At 72.6% G+C, this 16,451-nt stretch carries 15 protein-coding genes and 1 tRNA gene; 15 read left to right on the top strand and 1 reads right to left on the bottom strand.

Annotation, left to right across the window (positions count from 1 at the left end; genetic code table 11):
* The first annotated feature begins 65 nt into the window (after positions 1-65).
* The 13 genes from VGR37_00425 to VGR37_00365 all read left to right on the top strand — a co-directional run bounded on the left by VGR37_00425 (position 66) and on the right by VGR37_00365 (position 12,175).
* Positions 66-677, top strand: a complete 612-nt coding sequence (locus tag VGR37_00425; GenBank protein HEV2145858.1) for a DUF2007 domain-containing protein — start codon at positions 66-68, stop codon at positions 675-677.
* A gap of 129 nt (positions 678-806) precedes the next feature.
* Positions 807-2,135, top strand: a complete 1,329-nt coding sequence (der, locus tag VGR37_00420; GenBank protein HEV2145857.1) for a ribosome biogenesis GTPase Der — start codon at positions 807-809, stop codon at positions 2,133-2,135.
* Entirely contained in the window at positions 2,132-2,797 is a 666-nt protein-coding gene (gene plsY, locus VGR37_00415; protein HEV2145856.1) for a glycerol-3-phosphate 1-O-acyltransferase PlsY, read from the top strand. Before der ends, plsY begins: the two co-directional genes overlap by 4 nt.
* Positions 2,794-3,804 (top strand): NAD(P)H-dependent glycerol-3-phosphate dehydrogenase, encoded by a 1,011-nt coding sequence (locus VGR37_00410; protein HEV2145855.1) that lies wholly within the window; start codon positions 2,794-2,796, stop codon positions 3,802-3,804. Before plsY ends, VGR37_00410 begins: the two co-directional genes overlap by 4 nt.
* Positions 3,801-4,166, top strand: coding sequence for a MerR family transcriptional regulator (locus VGR37_00405; GenBank protein ID HEV2145854.1), 366 nt, complete (start codon positions 3,801-3,803; stop codon positions 4,164-4,166). Before VGR37_00410 ends, VGR37_00405 begins: the two co-directional genes overlap by 4 nt.
* Before the next feature lie 154 nt (positions 4,167-4,320).
* Positions 4,321-5,070 (top strand): 5'/3'-nucleotidase SurE, encoded by a 750-nt coding sequence (surE, locus tag VGR37_00400; GenBank protein HEV2145853.1) that lies wholly within the window; start codon positions 4,321-4,323, stop codon positions 5,068-5,070.
* Positions 5,067-5,738: a protein-L-isoaspartate(D-aspartate) O-methyltransferase gene (locus VGR37_00395; GenBank protein ID HEV2145852.1), complete on the top strand. Its 672-nt coding sequence runs from the start codon at positions 5,067-5,069 to the stop codon at positions 5,736-5,738. Before surE ends, VGR37_00395 begins: the two co-directional genes overlap by 4 nt.
* Positions 5,739-5,936: 198 nt before the next feature.
* Positions 5,937-6,977, top strand: a complete 1,041-nt coding sequence (locus VGR37_00390; protein HEV2145851.1) for a hypothetical protein — start codon at positions 5,937-5,939, stop codon at positions 6,975-6,977.
* Positions 6,978-7,035: 58 nt separating this feature from the next.
* Positions 7,036-7,109, top strand: a tRNA-Arg gene (locus VGR37_00385).
* 305 nt (positions 7,110-7,414) lie between these two features.
* Complete coding sequence (locus VGR37_00380; protein HEV2145850.1) at positions 7,415-8,116, top strand: tetratricopeptide repeat protein; 702 nt, start codon at positions 7,415-7,417, stop codon at positions 8,114-8,116.
* 43 nt (positions 8,117-8,159) lie between these two features.
* Positions 8,160-9,149: a prolipoprotein diacylglyceryl transferase gene (lgt, locus tag VGR37_00375; protein HEV2145849.1), complete on the top strand. Its 990-nt coding sequence runs from the start codon at positions 8,160-8,162 to the stop codon at positions 9,147-9,149.
* A gap of 123 nt (positions 9,150-9,272) precedes the next feature.
* Positions 9,273-10,217: a cation diffusion facilitator family transporter gene (locus VGR37_00370; GenBank protein HEV2145848.1), complete on the top strand. Its 945-nt coding sequence runs from the start codon at positions 9,273-9,275 to the stop codon at positions 10,215-10,217.
* A gap of 185 nt (positions 10,218-10,402) precedes the next feature.
* Positions 10,403-12,175, top strand: a complete 1,773-nt coding sequence (locus VGR37_00365) for an ATP-binding protein (GenBank protein HEV2145847.1) — start codon at positions 10,403-10,405, stop codon at positions 12,173-12,175.
* Between the two features lie 82 nt (positions 12,176-12,257).
* Here the strand turns inward: VGR37_00365 and VGR37_00360 are convergent, their stop codons facing one another.
* Entirely contained in the window at positions 12,258-12,623 is a 366-nt protein-coding gene (locus VGR37_00360; protein ID HEV2145846.1) for a co-chaperone GroES family protein, read from the bottom strand.
* A 250-nt stretch (positions 12,624-12,873) separates the two neighbouring features.
* On the opposite strand from VGR37_00360, the gene acnA reads away from it, so the two are divergent.
* Together acnA and VGR37_00350 are read left to right on the top strand one after the other, a co-directional pair.
* A complete protein-coding gene (acnA, locus tag VGR37_00355) occupies positions 12,874-15,822 on the top strand; it encodes an aconitate hydratase AcnA (GenBank protein HEV2145845.1) in 2,949 nt (982 codons plus the stop codon).
* Between the two features lie 261 nt (positions 15,823-16,083).
* The coding region (locus VGR37_00350) for an AIR synthase related protein (protein ID HEV2145844.1) at positions 16,084-16,451 on the top strand (368 nt) is incomplete at its 3' end.

Below are 16,451 nucleotides of genomic sequence, written 5' to 3'. Positions count from 1 at the left end.
CAGGGCGCACGCTTCTTGCGAATTCGCGCCCCGTCCGCCGATCCCCCAACCGAGCCGTTTCCGACATGCCTGAGACTCCGAGCCGCGACGCCGACCAGACCGACATCCTCCCCGCCGGCCCGGCCCCCGGGCCGACGCCGGGCCAGCCGTTCCGCTGCGAGCGGTGCGAGACCGAGTACGAGGACGCGGTACCGGACGCGGACGCGTGCCCGGCCTGCGGGACGCTCCGGCAGCCCACGGCGTGCGCCGCGCACCCCGAGCGCACCGCCGAGGGCCGCTGCGTCATCTGCGGGCGCGCCGTCTGCGACCGCTGCCGCTCCGGCGACAACGACGCCTTCCTCTGCGAGGAGCACCGCACGGTGCGCATGATCGAGGGGTGGGCGCAGGTGTACAGCACCACCGGCGAGATCGAGGCGCACCTCGTCCGCGAGAACCTGCGGGCGGAGGGGATCGACGCGCAGATCTTCTCCCAGAAGGACCACATGTACCCGGTGGACATGGGCGAGCTGAGCATCGTCCGCCTCATGGTCCCGGTGTGGGAGTACGGGGCGGCGCTGGACATCATCCGCGACCACATGGACACGGAGGGGGAGGTGGTGTTCGCCTGCCCCTCGTGCGGCGAGGCGTACGAGCCGGGCGCCGAGGGCTGCGCGTCGTGCGGGGCGGAGATGGCCTGACGGGACGCCTCCTCCCCGCGCCCAGGCGGGCCGCCGCGCGGTTGACGGGGCCGGGGAGGGCGTCTATGTTCGCCCGCGCGCCCGGGGCCCCCGGTGCGCCGCTCCGTCCATCGCGACCCGGATCCGTCCTTGAAGCTCCCCGTCGTTGCCGTCGTCGGCCGGCCGAACGTCGGCAAGTCCACCTTCTTCAACCGCATCCTCGGGCAGCGGCTCGCCATCGTGGAGGACCACCCGGGCGTCACCCGCGACCGCAACTTCGCGCGGACGGAGTGGAACGGCCGGCAGTTCTATCTGGTGGACACCGGGGGGATGGTGGAGAACTCGGACGAGCCCATGGACCGGCTCATCCGCCAGCAGGTGCTCACCGCCATCGACGAAGCCGACGTGGTCGTGCAGCTCGTGGACGGCAAGGCGGGCCCGCACCCGCTGGACTACGAGGTGGCCGAGTACCTGCGCCGCACCCAGCGGCCGGCGCTGCTCGTGGTCAACAAGGTGGACAACCTGGGCGCCCCCAACGCCCTGGCGCACCACGAGTTCTGGGACGTGGGCCTGGGCGAGCCGCAGCCCGTGAGCAGCCTCAGCGGCAAGGGGAGCGGCGACGTGCTGGACGCCATCGTCGCGCTCCTCCCGGAGGCGGGCGAGGAGGAGGAGGAGGACGCCCTCCGGGTCGCCGTGATCGGCAAGCCCAACGTGGGGAAGTCCAGCTTCGTCAACCGCCTCCTGGGCGAGGAGCGGCTGGTGGTCTCCGACGTGGCGGGGACCACCCGCGACGCCATCGATACCCCGCTGCAGTTCCACGGGCAGAAGATGGTGTTCGTGGACACGGCGGGGCTCCGGCGCCAGGCCCGGGTGGAGGAGGGGGTGGAGTTCTACAGCACCATCCGCACGGAGCGGGCGATCGAGCGCGCGGACGTCTGCCTTCTCCTCATCGACGCCACCGAGGGCGTGGCCGTGCAGGACCTCAAGATCGCCGAGAAGGCGTGGAACGCCGGCTGCGGGCTCATCATCGTCGCCAACAAGTGGGACCTGGTGGAGAAGGAGACGATGACGGCCCCGAACTTCGAGAAGGAGCTGCACGATCGCGCGCCCTTCCTCAAGTGGGTCCCGGTGGTCTTCACCAGCGCGGTCTCGGGCCAGCGCGTGCAGCGGGTGCTCCCCATGATCCTGGAGGTGGAGGAGCAGCGGAACCGCCGCATTGCCACGCACGAGGTCAACGACACGCTCCGCGAGCTGGTGGCCCGCGCCCGGCCGCCCGCGCACGCCGGACACCCGGTGAAGTTCCTGTACGCCACGCAGGCCTCGGTGCGCCCGCCCCACTTCGTGCTCTTCAGCAACCTCCCGGAGGCCGTGCCCGAGAGCTACCAGCGCTACCTGACCAACGGCTTCCGGGCCGCCTGGGGATTCATGGGCGTCCCGCTCCGCATCACCCTTCGCCGCCGCGGTCGGGAGGAGGAATGAGCCCCTGGCTCCTCCTCGCCGGCAGCTACCTCCTGGGCTCCATCCCGGCCAGCTACCTGGCGGGGCGCTGGGCGCGCGGGATCGACCTGCGGGAGCACGGGAGCGGGAACCTGGGCGCCACCAACACCTTCCGCGTCCTCGGCCCGAAGGTGGCCGCGCCGGTCATGCTCTTCGACGTGCTCAAGGGCTTTTTCCCCGCCTGGTTCTTCCCGCGTTGGGACGCGTCCGCGGACTGGCGCTGGGCGCTGGCGTACGGTGCCGCCGCCATCGTGGGGCACGTCTTCTCCATCTACATGCGCTTCCGGGGCGGCAAGGGCGTGGCTACGGGCGCCGGGGTCTTCCTCGCGCTGGCGCCGGCGGCGGTGGGGGGCGCGTTCCTGGTGTGGCTGGCCGCGCTCCTGGTGGGGCGGATGGTCTCGCTCGCCTCGGTCCTGGCGGCGCTCACGGTGGTCCCGCTGCTCTGGCTCCGGCAGGACCGCACCGAGGTCCTGGTGCTGGGCACGGCGGTGGCGGCGTTCATCGTGTATTCGCACCGGGCGAACGTGGGGCGGATCCTGCGCGGCGAGGAGCACCGCTTCGGGAAGAAGACGGTCGCGGAGCACCCGGCCGAGACCACCGTCGCCGCGGCCGCCGCGGTCGCCGACGCGGAGGACGAGCCATGAGCGAGCGCGTGGCGGTGGTGGGGGCGGGGAGCTGGGGGACCGCGCTGGCCAACGTCCTCGCGCGCAAGGGGATCCCCACGATCCTCTGGTCGCACGAGGCGGACGTGGCCGAGGCCATCGAGCGCGACCACCGCAACCCCCGGTACCTCTCCGAGGTGGCGCTGGACCCCCGGCTGCGCGCCACCGCGCACATGCCCGAGGCGGTGGACGGGGCCGGGGTGGTGGTCTCCGTCAGCCCCTCGCACGTGGTGCGGCCGGTGATGGCGGAGGCGGGGCGCTCGATGCGTCCGGACGCCCTGGTGGTGAGCGCCTCCAAGGGGATCGAGGTGGAGACGCTGGAGACGATGGACGCGGTGCTGGAGGACGTGCTCCCGCGCGAGGCCGCGCTGTGCGCCACCTACCTGTCCGGCCCCAGCTTCGCGCTGGAGGTCGGGCTGGGGCAGCCGACCGCGGTGACCATCGCTTCGCGCTCCGCGCGCTCGGCGAAGCGCGCGCAGGAGCTCTTCCAGACGGAGTACTTCCGCGTCTACACCAGCAGCGACGTGCCGGGGGTCGAGATCGGGGGGGCGCTCAAGAACGTGATCGCCATCGCCGCCGGCGCGGTGGAGGGGCTGGGCTTCGGGAACAACACCCGTGCCGCGCTCATCACCCGCGGCCTCGCGGAGATCACGCGCCTGGGCGTGGCCCTGGGCGCGAACCCGCAGACCTTCTCCGGGCTCGCCGGGATGGGCGACCTGATCCTCACCTGCACCGGGGCCCTGTCGCGCAACCGCTCCGTGGGGGTCGAGCTGGGGAAGGGGAGGAATCTGGACGAGATCCTGGCCGGGATGACGGAGGTGGCGGAGGGGGTCCGCACCGCGCGCTCCGCCCGCGACCTGGCGCGCCAGCGGGGGATCGAAATGCCCATCGTGGAGGCGGTGCACGCCGTGCTCTTCGAGGGGCAGGACCCGCGACGGGCGGTGACCGGGCTGATGCTGCGCGAGCCGAAGCCGGAGCACTGGGGGTGAAGCGCCGCGCTCCACAGCGGGAGTTCTACTCCATCGGCGAGGTGTGCGAGCTGCTGGCGCTGAAGCCGCACGTGCTGCGCTACTGGGAGACGCAGTTCGACGCCTTCTCCCCCGCGAAGAACCGGCAGGGCAACCGCGTCTACCGGGCGCGCGACCTGGAGCTGATCGCCCTGATCCGCCGCCTGGTGCACGAGGAGGGCTACACCATCGAGGGCGCGCGCCGGAAGATCGACGAGCTGCGCTCCTCCGGCGACGTCGGCGCCAGCTCCGGCCGCGCGCTGGAGGAGTCGTTCGTGCGGTCGCTACGGACGGAGCTGGAGGAGATCCTGGAGCTGCTCGGGCCGGCCGCGATCCGGGAATAGATTGTCACCCGGGATGAGGGTGGCCGTGGCATTCTAGTGTGGCGGTCCTCTCCGCACGGGTGCCGAACTGCAGTTGCCGTTCACCCCTCTCCCGCTTGCGGGGGAGGGGCCGGGGGAGGGGGCCCCTCCCGCCCAAAACCGCAGTCCTGAAACGATGCTGATTCTCTGCACGAACGACGACGGCTACCTGGCGCTCGGGCTGGAGGTGCTCGCGACCGCCGCGAAGTGCCTGGGCACGGTGCAGATCGTGGCACCGGACCGCGAGCAGAGCGCCACCAGCCACTCACTCACCATGCACCACCCGCTGCGGGCGAGGCGGGTGCGCGAGGGGGTGCGGCACGTGGACGGGACGCCCACGGACTGTGTGGCGCTGGCGGTGGGGGCGCTGCTGGAGCAGAAGCCGGACTACGTGCTCTCCGGGGTGAACCACGGGCCCAACATGGGGGAGGACGTGCTGTACTCCGGCACCGTCGCGGGCGCCATGGAGGCCACCATCCTGGGGATCCCGGCGGTGGCGGTGTCGTACGTGGGGCGCGACCCGGAGCGGATCCGCGGCTACGGGCCCCTGCTGGAGCGGCTGCTCCCGAAGCTCCTCGCGCGCGGCGACTTCCCGCGCGAGACGCTGCTCAACGTGAACCTCCCGGCAATCGACGCGGCGGAGGTGAAGGGGGTGCGCGTCACGCGCCTGGCGCGGCGCGTCTACAACGACTCCATCGTCCGCGGCAAGGATCCCATGGGTCGGGACTACTACTGGATCGGCGGGGGCGGGGCGGAGTGGGACGCGCCGGAGGGCACCGACTTCCACGCGGTGAGCGCCGGCTACGTGTCCGTGACCCCGCTGCACCTGGACCTCACCAACCACGCCCTACTGGAGGACGTGGCCTCCTGGGGACTGGGCACGTGAGCGCCGACCGCTTCATCGCGCAGCGGCGCGCCCTGATCGGGAAGATGCAGGAGCGCGGGATCCGCGACCTGGAGGTGCTGCGCGCCTTCGACACGGTCCCCCGGCACGAGTTCCTCCCCGAGGCGGTGTGGCACCGCGCCTACGAGGACGCCCCCGTGCCCATCGGCTTCGGGCAGACGGCGTCGCAGCCCTCGCTGCAGGCGTTCTACATGCAGGCGCTCGGGCTGGGCCCCACCGACCGGGTGCTGGAGATCGGGACCGGCTCCGGCTTCCAGACGGCCGTGCTGGCCCACCTGGTGGACCGGGTGTACTCGGTGGAGCGGATCCGCGAGCTGTCGATCCGCGCCCGGGAGGTGCTGGACCGGCTCCGCCTCTCCAACGTCGCCCTGCTGGTGGGGGACGGCACCATCGGCTGGAGCCGCTACGCCCCGTACGACGCGATCCTCGTGTCCGCGGCCGGTCCGGAGATCCCCGCGCCGCTGGTGAACCAGCTCGCCCCGGGGGGGCGGATGCTGGTACCGGTCGGGTCCAAGGAGGGACAGCAGCTCCTGATGGTGCGGCGGACGCCCGAGGGGATCCGCACGGAGGAGGTGCTGGACGTCACCTTCGTACCGCTCATGGGCCGCTTCGGCTGGGAAGAGCGGGGCGAGCCGGGCCGCGGGGGGTGAGCCCCGCGGCCCGTTCTGGTTGACAGCCGCCCCGCTCCCGCGGTACCTTGCCCCACATCACCCAGGCACGAGCGGCAGCGATCTCCCGGCGCGCACCTCCCGGCCGCGCGCCCTGCGGCTCCGCCCGTGCCCTCCCGGGCGCCCCGCGCGCCCTCCTTCGCGTCCGTTCCTCGTCCACACCCTCCCCGGACACGCCAGATGAGCGCACATCCCGGAGATTCCGCCGCGGACCGGCGGCCCTTCCCGCCGTTCGGCCCGGCCGTGTCCCGCCCGTCGGACGACGCGGGCACCGGCACGCCCGCTGCGGCGCCGCTCCCGCCGTTCGCCCCCTTCGCGCGCCCCGCCCCGGCGGCGGACTTCGCCGCTCCGGCCGGTCCGCCCGCCGAGGAGACCGCGACCGTGGTGGACGAGTACGCGTACGCTCCGCCGCCCGCCGAGCCGGAGCCTGCCCCGCAGGCGGAGGACGCCGCCGAGGAGCCGTGGGCTCCCTGGGACGCCGCCCCGCAGGAGGAAGCCGCCCCTGTGGCGGAGGCGGAGCCCGCGGACGAGCCGTGGCTCTCCTCGGAGGAGCCGCAGACGGCCGGCGAGGCGGCGGCTCCTGCCGCGTTCGAGGCCCCCGACGAGACCGCGGAGGACGACCTCCCCTGGCTCACCGACGCGGCGGACGAGCCGGAGGCTTCCGCGCCCGCGGCGGGCGAGGACGACGCTCCCGCGTGGATGAGCTGGGCGGGCCACCAGGAGGAGGAGACCGCCGCCCCGGCCGCGGATGCGGGCGAGCCGTTCGCTGCCGTGGGCGACCTCAGCGTCGAGGAGGAGCCGTCCGTGGGCGAGGAGGCCTGGTCGGTCGGGTTCGCGGCCTCCGAGACGGTGACGGAGGGCGCGCCGGCCGGGGAGGACACCCTCCCCGGGATGGAGGACTACTACGCCGGGGCGGAGAACGCCGCCGCGGAAGAGGCGCTCTACGCGCCCTCCGCCGAGGCCGAGCTGGAGCCCGCGGCCGGCTACGCGGTGGAGGAGCCTGCCCCCGCGGCCGAAGCGGCGCCTGCCGGCGCCGCCCTCTCCGGGGACGCCGCGGACGCGCTGGCCGAGGTCGCGGACCGCCTGGAGCGGATCGCCCGCGCGCTTCGGGAGCGGCCGCAGGAGGTGCTCGCCGGGGGCGGCGGGACGGACTCGCTGGAGCTGCTGGTGACCGGCTTCGCGCTGGGGTACGCGCAGGGGCGGCGCCGCGGCGGCGATTGACCCTCGGCCCGGAATCCGCTAAATTTCGGCGTTCCGCGGGACCCTGTCCCGTGGGGCCGCCCTCGTAGCTCAGTCGGATAGAGCACAGGATTCCTAATCCTGGGGTCGCGCGTTCGAGTCGCGCCGAGGGCACTGGAGACGACGCCCGCAGGTGGCTGCCAGCCGCCTGCGGGCGTTTGCGTTCCCGGGCGGCGGGCTCCCCCCGGCCAACCGCGTGCCATCCGCCCGCGGTTGACACCGACCGCGCACCACGGCTAATTTTCTGGTTTGTTCTCGCGCCAGGGACACCCCGCTGCACGGGACCCTTCCGGGGCCCCCGCGTGTATCCGGCGCCGGGTCCGCGCAGCAGACCTCGCGGCGACCCCACACCCCGATCTCCCCGGCCTGCGCGGCGCCTTCACGGCACGCCGGCCGATACACCGATACACCGAGGGCATATGGCTTCCCCGTCCGTCGCCTCCCGCACCAGGAACACCTCCCGCGGCCCCGACAACGACGACATCGTGATGGCGCGCGCCATCCAGTTCTCCGAGTGGGCGCGCCGGAACGCGAAGATCGTGATCGCGGTGTCGGTGGCGGCGCTCATCGTCGTGGGCGGGCTCTTCTACTACCGCATCTACCGCGAGCAGCGGGCGGAGCGCGCGGCGGTCCAGCTCTCCCAAGTGGAGCAGACCGTGGCCTCCGGAAACGCCACGCTGGCGCTCCGCGACCTGGGCGACTTCTCGCGGCGCTTCGGCGGCACCGTGGAGGCCGACCAGGCCCGCCTGATGCAGGCGCGCCTGCACCTGGAGGCCAACGAGCCCGCCAAGGCGGTCGCGGTCCTGCAGGAGATGGGCGAGGGGCCGCGCACCGTCGTGGGCGCGCAGGGGGGGCTCCTCCTGGCTGCGGCCCACAACCAGGCGGGGAACCGGCAGGCCGCCATCGACGCGTACCTGCGCGTGGCGGACGCGGCACAGCTCGACTACCTGCGCCAGGAGGCGCTGGAGGGGGCGGCGCTCCTGCGGCAGCAGGCGGGCGACTTCGCCGGGGCGGCGGAGCTGTACCGCCGGCTCCTGGGGACCACCGAGGAGGGCTCGTTCCAGCGCTCCGTGTACGAGATGCGCCTCGCGGAGGCGGAGGCGCGCGCGCAGGCGAAGTGACGCCCGCGCGCTCCCTCCCCGGCCACCCTCTCCCCGGCTCCCGTTGACGGCCACGGCGCTCGCCTCGCTCCTCCTGGAGGTCCCGTTCCCCCGGATCGACCCGGTGGCGCTGGACCTCCCCGGCCCCATCGACGTCCGCTGGTACGGGCTCGGGTACCTGGCGGGGTTCTTCGTCGCCTACGTCATCCTGCGCCGCCTGGCGCAGTCCGGCTTCCTGCGGATGGAGCCGGACGCCGCGGGCGACCTGATCACCGCGCTGGTGCTGGGGGTGATCCTGGGGGGGCGCCTCGGCTACATCCTCTTCTACGACTTCGCGGACTTCGCGGCCAGCCCGGCGCGCATCTTCCGCATCTGGGAGGGCGGGCTCTCCTTCCACGGGGGGCTGCTCGGGGTGATCCTGGCCACCTGGTGGTTCACCCGGAAGCACCGCATCCCCTTCTTCAACCTGGGCGACGGGCTGGCGCTGGCGGTCCCCTTCGGGATCTTCTTCGTCCGGCTCGCCAACTTCGTCAACGGCGAGCTGTACGGCCGCGTGGCCGAGCCGGACGTGCCCTGGGCGATGCGCTTCCCGACGGACCCGGCGGCGGTCCGGCTCCTGCGTCTGGAGGGACTCCCCATGCGGGAGCGGGAGCGCGCCATCGAGGCCGCGTACGAGACGGGGGCGTGGGAGGCCGTCCGCGAGCAGGTGCCGCTCCGGCACCCGTCGCAGCTCTACGAAGCCCTTACCGAGGGGCTGCTGTTGGGGCTCATCCTGTGGGCGGTGTACGCCTGGACGCGCCGTCGCGGGATCCGCCTCCCGGACGGCACCTTCGGCGGGATCTTCCTGGTGGGGTACGGGCTCTTCCGCAGCTTCGTGGAGCTATTCCGGCAGCCGGACGCGCAGTTCCGCAGCGCGGACGACCCGCTGGGGACGGTGCTGGGCCCGCTGACCATGGGGCAGACGCTGAGCGTGCTGATGATCCTGGGCGGGCTGGCGATCCTGGTGTGGAGCTGGCGCCGGGCGCAGCACTCTCCCACGCGGTTCGCGGGGTAGGCGACCGGCCCGACCACCACGCCCGCGCGCGGCGACGCCTCCGTCCGTACGAGCACCGCACTTGCGGGCCGGGGGCGGGGGCTTTTTCATTCCGGCCAGGCGAGGACGGACTCGAGGAGCGATATGGGAGCGGGACACCACCACGGACACGGCCACTCGCACGGCCACGGACACCACGGGCACGGCTCGGCCGGGGCGCGCAACGTCCGCCGCCTCACGATCACGCTGGCGCTGGCCGCCACGTACATGGTCGCGGAGGCGGTGGGGGGCTGGTGGGCCAACTCGCTGGCGCTGCTGGCGGACGCGGGACACATGCTCTCCGACGTGGGGGCGCTGGCGCTCTCGCTCTTCGCCATCTGGATCGCGCAGCGCCCGGCCACCCCGCAGCGCACCTACGGCTACTACCGCACGGAGATCCTGGCGGCGCTGGCGAACGGGGCCACCCTGATCGCCATCTCGCTCTTCATCTTCGTGGAGGCGTGGGAGCGCATCCGGGAGCCGCAGCCGGTGGCGGGCGGGGTGGTGATGGCGATCGCCGTCGGGGGCCTGCTGGTGAACGTGGTGGGGCTCCTGATGCTGCACGGCGGCAAGGACGAGAGCCTGAACGTGCGCGGAGCCTGGCTCCACCTGCTCACCGACGCGCTGGGGAGCGTGGGCGCCATCACCGGCGGCCTGCTGGTGTGGGCCTTCGGGTGGTACTGGGCGGACCCGGCCGTGTCGGTGGCGATCGGCATCCTGGTGATCTACTCGTCCTGGCACCTGCTGCGCGAGAGCGTGGGGGTCCTGCTGGAGGGGACCCCGGGGCACATCGACGTCGAGGCGGTGCGCGCCGCGATGGTGGAGGTGGACGGGGTAGGGGAGGTGCACGACCTGCACGTGTGGACCATCACCAGCGGGATGGACGCGATGAGCGCGCACGTGGTGGTGGGGGACGGGGCGGGGGCCCGTCCCGGCGGCGAGGTCCTGAGCGCCCTGCACGCGATGCTGCACGAGCGCTTCGGGCTGCACCACATGACGATCCAGGTGGAGACGCCGGAGTTCCGGGCCACGTGCGAGGCGTGTGCCTGACGGAGTGCGGAAGTGCGTGAGTGCGGGAGTGCGAAAGGGAACCAGTTACAGGCGGGGGTGCTCCGGCGGGGGCGCCCCCGTTTTGCGTCGACTTCCGGGAAGCGCGGCAGGCGGGCGTCTATCTTGCAACTGCTCCGTTTGTTCCGGCCGACGGCCGGGTGCACGAGCCACCGTAACGACGACGCATGACGATCCAGGCCGCGGACGAGCCACGTTTCCGGGTTCCTCTGACCGCGCCGGACCAGATCCTGGCGGAGCTGAGCGCCGAGGAGGTCCGCCAGCACCTCCGCGCGCTGCAGGCCGTCACGGAGGCGATCCTGGCGCACCTCACGCTCCCGGAGCTTCTTCGGGAGCTGCTGGACCGGCTCCGCGCGATCCTCGGCGTGGACGCGGCCACCGTCCTCCTTTGCTCGGAAGAGGGGAGCACGCTGGTGGTACGCGCCTCCAGCGGGCTCGAAGAGGAGCTGGAGCACCCGGTGGAGATCCCCGTGGGCCAGGGGATCACGGGGGCGGTGGCGGCGCGCCGACAGCCGGTCATCGTGGACGACGTGTCCCGGTTCGAGACCGTAAGCCCCGGCCTGCAGCGGCTCTCCTCCATGATGGTGGCGCCGCTCCTGGCGGAGGGTGACCTCCTGGGGGTGCTGCACCTGGGCACGGTCGCACCGCGGACCTTCACCGCGCGCGACCTGTACCTGCTGCAGGTGGTGGCCGACCGCGTTGCCATGGCCGTAAAGAACGCGCTGCTCTACGACCGGGCGCAGGAGCAGGTCCAGGCGCGCGAGGCCGCGGAGGCCGCGCACCGCGAAGCGGAGGAGCGCTTCCGAATCTACGCCGAGAGCGCCTCGGACGCGATCTTCGCCATCGACGAGGAGAGCATCGTCCAGTACGCCAACCCGGCCGTGGAACGGATCTTCGGCTACCGCCCGGAGGAGCTGGCCGGACGGAGCCTGTCCATGCTCATCCCGGAGCGGATGCGCGAAGCCCACCAGCAGGGGATGGCGCACTTCGTCGCCACGGGCCGGAGGCGGATCCCCTGGGACGGGGTCGAGCTGCCGGGGCTGCACCGCGACGGGCGCGAGATCGCGCTGGAGATCAGCTTCGGGGCGTACACCCGGGGAGGGCGGCGCTTCTTCACGGGGATCGCCCGCGACGTCACCGAGCGCGTCCGCCAGCAGGAGCAGCTCGAGTCGCTGGCCGCGGAGCTGGAGGCCACCGTGGAGGAGCTCAAGGTGCGCACTGCGGACGCGGAGGCGGCCAACCGGGCCAAGACCGACTTCCTGGCCGTGATGAGCCACGAGCTGCGCACGCCGCTCGCGGCCATCCTCGGCTACGCGCAGCTGCTGGAGATGGGACTTCCGGAGCCGGTCCCCGAGGGCGACCGCAAGCACGTGGAGCGGATCGGCGCCGCAGCCCGGCACCAGCTTGCGCTGGTGGAGGAGATCCTCACCTTCTCGCAGCTCCAGGCCGGGCGGGCGGAGGCGCGCCCGGAGCCCATGGACCTGGTGGCGGTCACGCGCGAGGCGGCGGACATGATCGCGCCGGGTGCCGCGGCCAAGGGGCTCATGCTGTCGCTGGAGGGTCCCGACGCGCTCCCCCTGTTCAGCGACCCGGCCCGGATCCGCCAGGTGCTCGCCAACATCCTGTCCAACGCGCTGAAGTTCACCCGCGAGGGTGGGATCCGCGTCCGGGTGGAGGAGGCGGGGGAGGGGACCCTGGTATCGGTGGAGGATACGGGGATCGGGATCGCGGCGGACGACCTGGAGCGCATCTTCGACCCGTTCTGGCAGGTGCGCCAGAGCGCCAGCCGCGAGGTGGAGGGCTCCGGACTGGGCCTCAGCGTGTCGAGGCGGATCGCCGAGGAGCTGCTCGGCGGGCAGGTGACGGTGGAGAGCACCCCCGGGGCTGGATCGACGTTCCGGCTGCACCTGCCGGCGGGGAGGGCTCCGGTCGGGGAGTAGGGAGTCCGGGAGTGCGCAACGCGAAGCGCCCGCACCGGAACCTGCCGGTGCGGGCGCGGTGCGTCGTCCCTGCGCGAAGCGTCTACGGAAGCGGGATCCGGTCGCGGATCAGCAGGAGGATGGCGGCGTGGGGGACGATCAGGTAGGCGCTGTCGTCGATCTCCACCTCCACGGCCTCGCGGCGGAGGTAGATGGCATAGTCGCCCTTGGACGCCTGCAGCGGCACGTAGCGCACCCCGGTCTTCGAAGCGGTGCGCGACCAGGGCTCGCCGTCGCCCCCGGCGGGCTCGGAGGTGGGGTAGCCGGGGCCCACGTTCACCACGTAGCCGCCGCCCACCTTCTCCTTCTCCGCCACGCTCTGCGGCAGGTACAGGCCGGACGGGGTCTTCTCGTTCTCTTCCGGCTTGATCAGCACCTTGTCGCCGATCAGGATCACTTCCCGGCTCATCTGGCTCCGGTCACGAGATGGCGTGGCTGCGTCCCGCCCTGGGGCGCGGACCTGGAAGGGATGAAAGATAGCGACGCGCTCCCGGCGGCGCACCCGCGCGCCCGTGGAACCACACTTGCGGCGAGGCTGCCCTTTCGCCGCCGGGCGTGCCTTTCCGCCGCGCAGCCGGGCGGCTAAACTGTCCGGGAGCGGCGCGACGCCCGGGCCCGGGCGCCCCCGCGCACGTACCGGATTCAGAATGGAGACCACGATGACCGACAGCTTTGGCGCCCGCTCTACGCTGCGCGTGGGAGACCGGGAGTACCGGATCTTCCGCCTGAACGCGCTGGAAAGGGAGGGGATCGACGTGTCCCGGCTCCCCTATTCGCTCCGGATCCTGCTGGAGAACCTGCTCCGCCACGAGGACGGCGTCTCCGTCACGCGCGAGGATGTGCTGGCCATGGCGCGCTGGAACCCGGCCGAGAGGCCGGAGCGGGAGATCGCCTACACCCCCGCACGCACCGTGCTGCAGGACTTCACGGGCGTCCCCTGCGTGGTTGACCTGGCGGCCATGCGCGATGCCATGGCGGAGCTGGGCGGCGACCCGGCCCGGATCAACCCGCTGCAGCCGGTGGAGCTGGTGATCGACCACTCCATCCAGGTGGACGCCTTCGGCACCGCGGACGCGTTCGAGAAGAACGTGGAGCTGGACTACCAGCGCAACGCCGAGCGCTATGCGTTCCTGCGCTGGGGGCAGCAGGCCTTCGACAACTTCAAGGTGGTGCCGCCCAACACCGGGATCGTGCACCAGGTGAACCTGGAGTACCTGTCGCGCGTGGTGTTCTCCACGGACGAGAACCCGAACCTCCCGGACGACGGCGGCCTGCCGCTGGCGTACCCGGACACGTGCGTGGGGACGGACTCGCACACCCCCATGGTGAACGGGCTGGGGGTGCTGGCGTGGGGCGTGGGCGGAATCGAGGCGGAGGCGGCGATGCTGGGGCAGCCCATCTCCATGCTGATCCCCGAGGTGATCGGCTTCCGGCTGGAGGGCGAGCTCCCGGAGGGGGCGACGGCCACCGACCTGGTGCTCACCATCACCGAGCTTCTGCGCAAGAAGGGGGTGGTGGGGAAGTTCGTGGAGTTCTACGGCCCCGGCGTGGCCTCGCTGGCGCTGGCGGACCGCGCCACCATCGGCAACATGAGCCCGGAGTACGGCGCCACCTGCGCCATCTTCCCGCCGGACGAGGTGACGCTGCAGTACCTCCGCTTCACCGGCCGCCCGGAGGAGCGGATCGCGCTGGTGGAGGCCTACATGAAGGAGCAGGGGCTCTTCCACACCAAGGATTCCCCGGAGCCCGTCTTCACCGACACGCTCACCCTGGATCTCAACACCGTCGAGCCGAGCGTGGCCGGCCCCAAGCGGCCGCAGGACCGCATCCCGCTCTCCAACGTCAAGAAGGCCTTCCGCGAGGCGCTCCCGTCGCTCGTCCCGGAGGGGTGGCCGCCGCCCGCCGCGGTCAAGGACGCGGCCGCCATCGGCCTGGAGAACCGCGCCGACAAGGCCAGCGGTGTCTGGGGCGAGGGCTCCGGCGCGGCAGCCGGCTCGCAAGCGGCGGCGGATGCCTCGCCGCACAGCGACGAAGGCGCCATCGACCACGGGTCGGTGGTGATCGCGGCCATCACCTCGTGCACCAACACCTCCAACCCGGCGGTGATGATCGCGGCGGGGCTGCTGGCGAAGAAGGCGGCGGAGCACGGGCTGCAGCGGAAGCCGTGGGTGAAGACCTCGCTGGCGCCCGGCTCCAAGGTGGTCACGGAGTACTACGAAAAGTCCGGGCTGCAGCCGTACCTGGACCAGCTCGGCTTCCAGACGGTGGGCTACGGCTGCACCACCTGCATCGGCAACTCCGGGCCGCTCCCGGAGGAGATCGCCCGGGAGGTCCAGGAGCGCAGGCTCGTGGCGGCCTCGGTACTTTCCGGGAACCGCAACTTCGAGGGGCGCATCAACTCCGACGTGCGCGCCAACTTCCTCATGTCGCCCCCGCTGGTGGTGGCCTTCGCCATCGCCGGGCGGATCGACTGGGACCCGTACAACGAGCCCATCGGCACCGGGAAGGACGGGCGCTCGGTCTTCCTCAAGGACATCTGGCCCACGTCGCAGGAGGTGCAGGAGACGATCCACGCGGCGATCCAGTCGGACATGTACGAGCGGAGCTACGCCAGCGTGTTCGAGGGCGACGAGCGGTGGAAGTCGATGGACATCCCCGCCGGGAACCGCTTCGCCTGGGCGGAGGACTCCACCTACGTGCGCCAGCCGCCCTACTTCGCGGGGATGGCGAAGGAGGCGCCGAGGACCACCGAGGACATCCGCGGCGCCCGCGCCGTGGCGCTCCTGGGCGACTCGGTGACCACGGACCACATCTCCCCCGCGGGGAGCATCAAGAAGGACTCGCCGGCCGGGAGCTACCTGGTGGAGCACGGGGTGGAGCCCCGGAACTTCAACTCGTACGGCTCGCGGCGCGGCAACCACGAGGTGATGGTGCGCGGCACCTTCGCCAACGTGCGGATCCGCAACCGCCTTGCGCCGGGGACGGAGGGCGGCTGGACCACCTACTTCCCCGAGGACGAGATCACCACGATCTACGACGCCGCCATGCGGTACGCTCAGGACGGGACGCCGCTCTGCGTGCTGGCGGGGAAGGAGTACGGCTCGGGCTCGTCGCGCGACTGGGCGGCGAAGGGGCCGTACCTGCAGGGGATCAAGTTCGTGGTCGCGGAGAGCTACGAGCGCATCCACCGCTCCAACCTGGTGGGAATGGGGATCCTCCCGCTGCAGTTCCTCGCCGGGGAGAGCGTGGAGTCGCTCGGGCTCACCGGCCGCGAGACGTTCGACGTGGTGGGCCTCAAGGACGCCATCGACTCGCGCTTCGCCAGCGGCCGCGAGGTGACGGTGCGCGCCACCGGCGAGGACGGCCAGGCGAAGGAGTTCCGGGCGCTGATCCGCATCGACACGCCGCAGGAGGTGCTGTACTACCTCAACGGCGGGATCCTTCAGTTCGTGCTGCGGCAGCTGATCTCGGGGAAGCAGGAGCCGGAGGCGATCTCCGGCGGCCAGGCCGCGTCCAACCAGGTGCCGGTCGGCGACCGCGTCGCGGACGACGCGGTGGAGGAGGGCTCGATCGAGTCGTTCCCGGCGTCGGACCCGCCGGCGTACTGAGCCGTTCCGCAGGGCGCCGCTCCGGTTCGTCCGGAGCGGTTCCCTCCGCGCTGCTTCAGGGCGGCCACGCGTGGACGGCGTGGCCCGTCCGGTGCGCTCCCCCCTCGCCCGGGAGCCTCCGAACCGGTATCTTTTCCCCACCCGGGCCCCTCCTCCGCCTGCCAGGGAGAGGGGGAACGGCAGGCGAGGCAGGCGCCCTCGGCGATCCTCTCCCGGGCGCTTCCGCCTGACCTCCCCCACCTCGCACCCTCACACCCGACCGTGTCCTCCACCGACGGCCTTCCCCTCGCCCGCGGGGCGGAGTTCGACCTCATCCGGCGCCTCGTCGTGAACCCCGGGGAGCCGCGCCCCGACGTGCGCGTGGGGGTGGGCGACGACTGCGCGGTGGTAGCGGGGAACGGGATCGCGCTCTCGTGCGACATGAGCGTGGAAGGGGTGCACTTCCGGCGCGAGTGGCTGTCGTTCCGCGAGATCGGCTACCGGGCCGCGGCGGCGGCGCTGAGCGACCTGGCGGCCGTGGCGGCCCGGCCCATCGGCGTGCTGGTGTCGCTGGCGCTCCCGTCGGGCGACGCGGGCGACCCGGCGGCGGAGGTCATGGCCGGGGTGCGGGAGGTCACCGAGGCGGTGGG

This window comes from Longimicrobiaceae bacterium, from assembly GCA_035936415.1.
In the GTDB taxonomy this organism is placed as follows: Bacteria; Gemmatimonadota; Gemmatimonadetes; order Longimicrobiales; family Longimicrobiaceae; genus JAFAYN01.
Note: the sequence above shows the minus strand (reverse complement) of the source record. Positions and strands in the feature narration are given on the sequence as shown.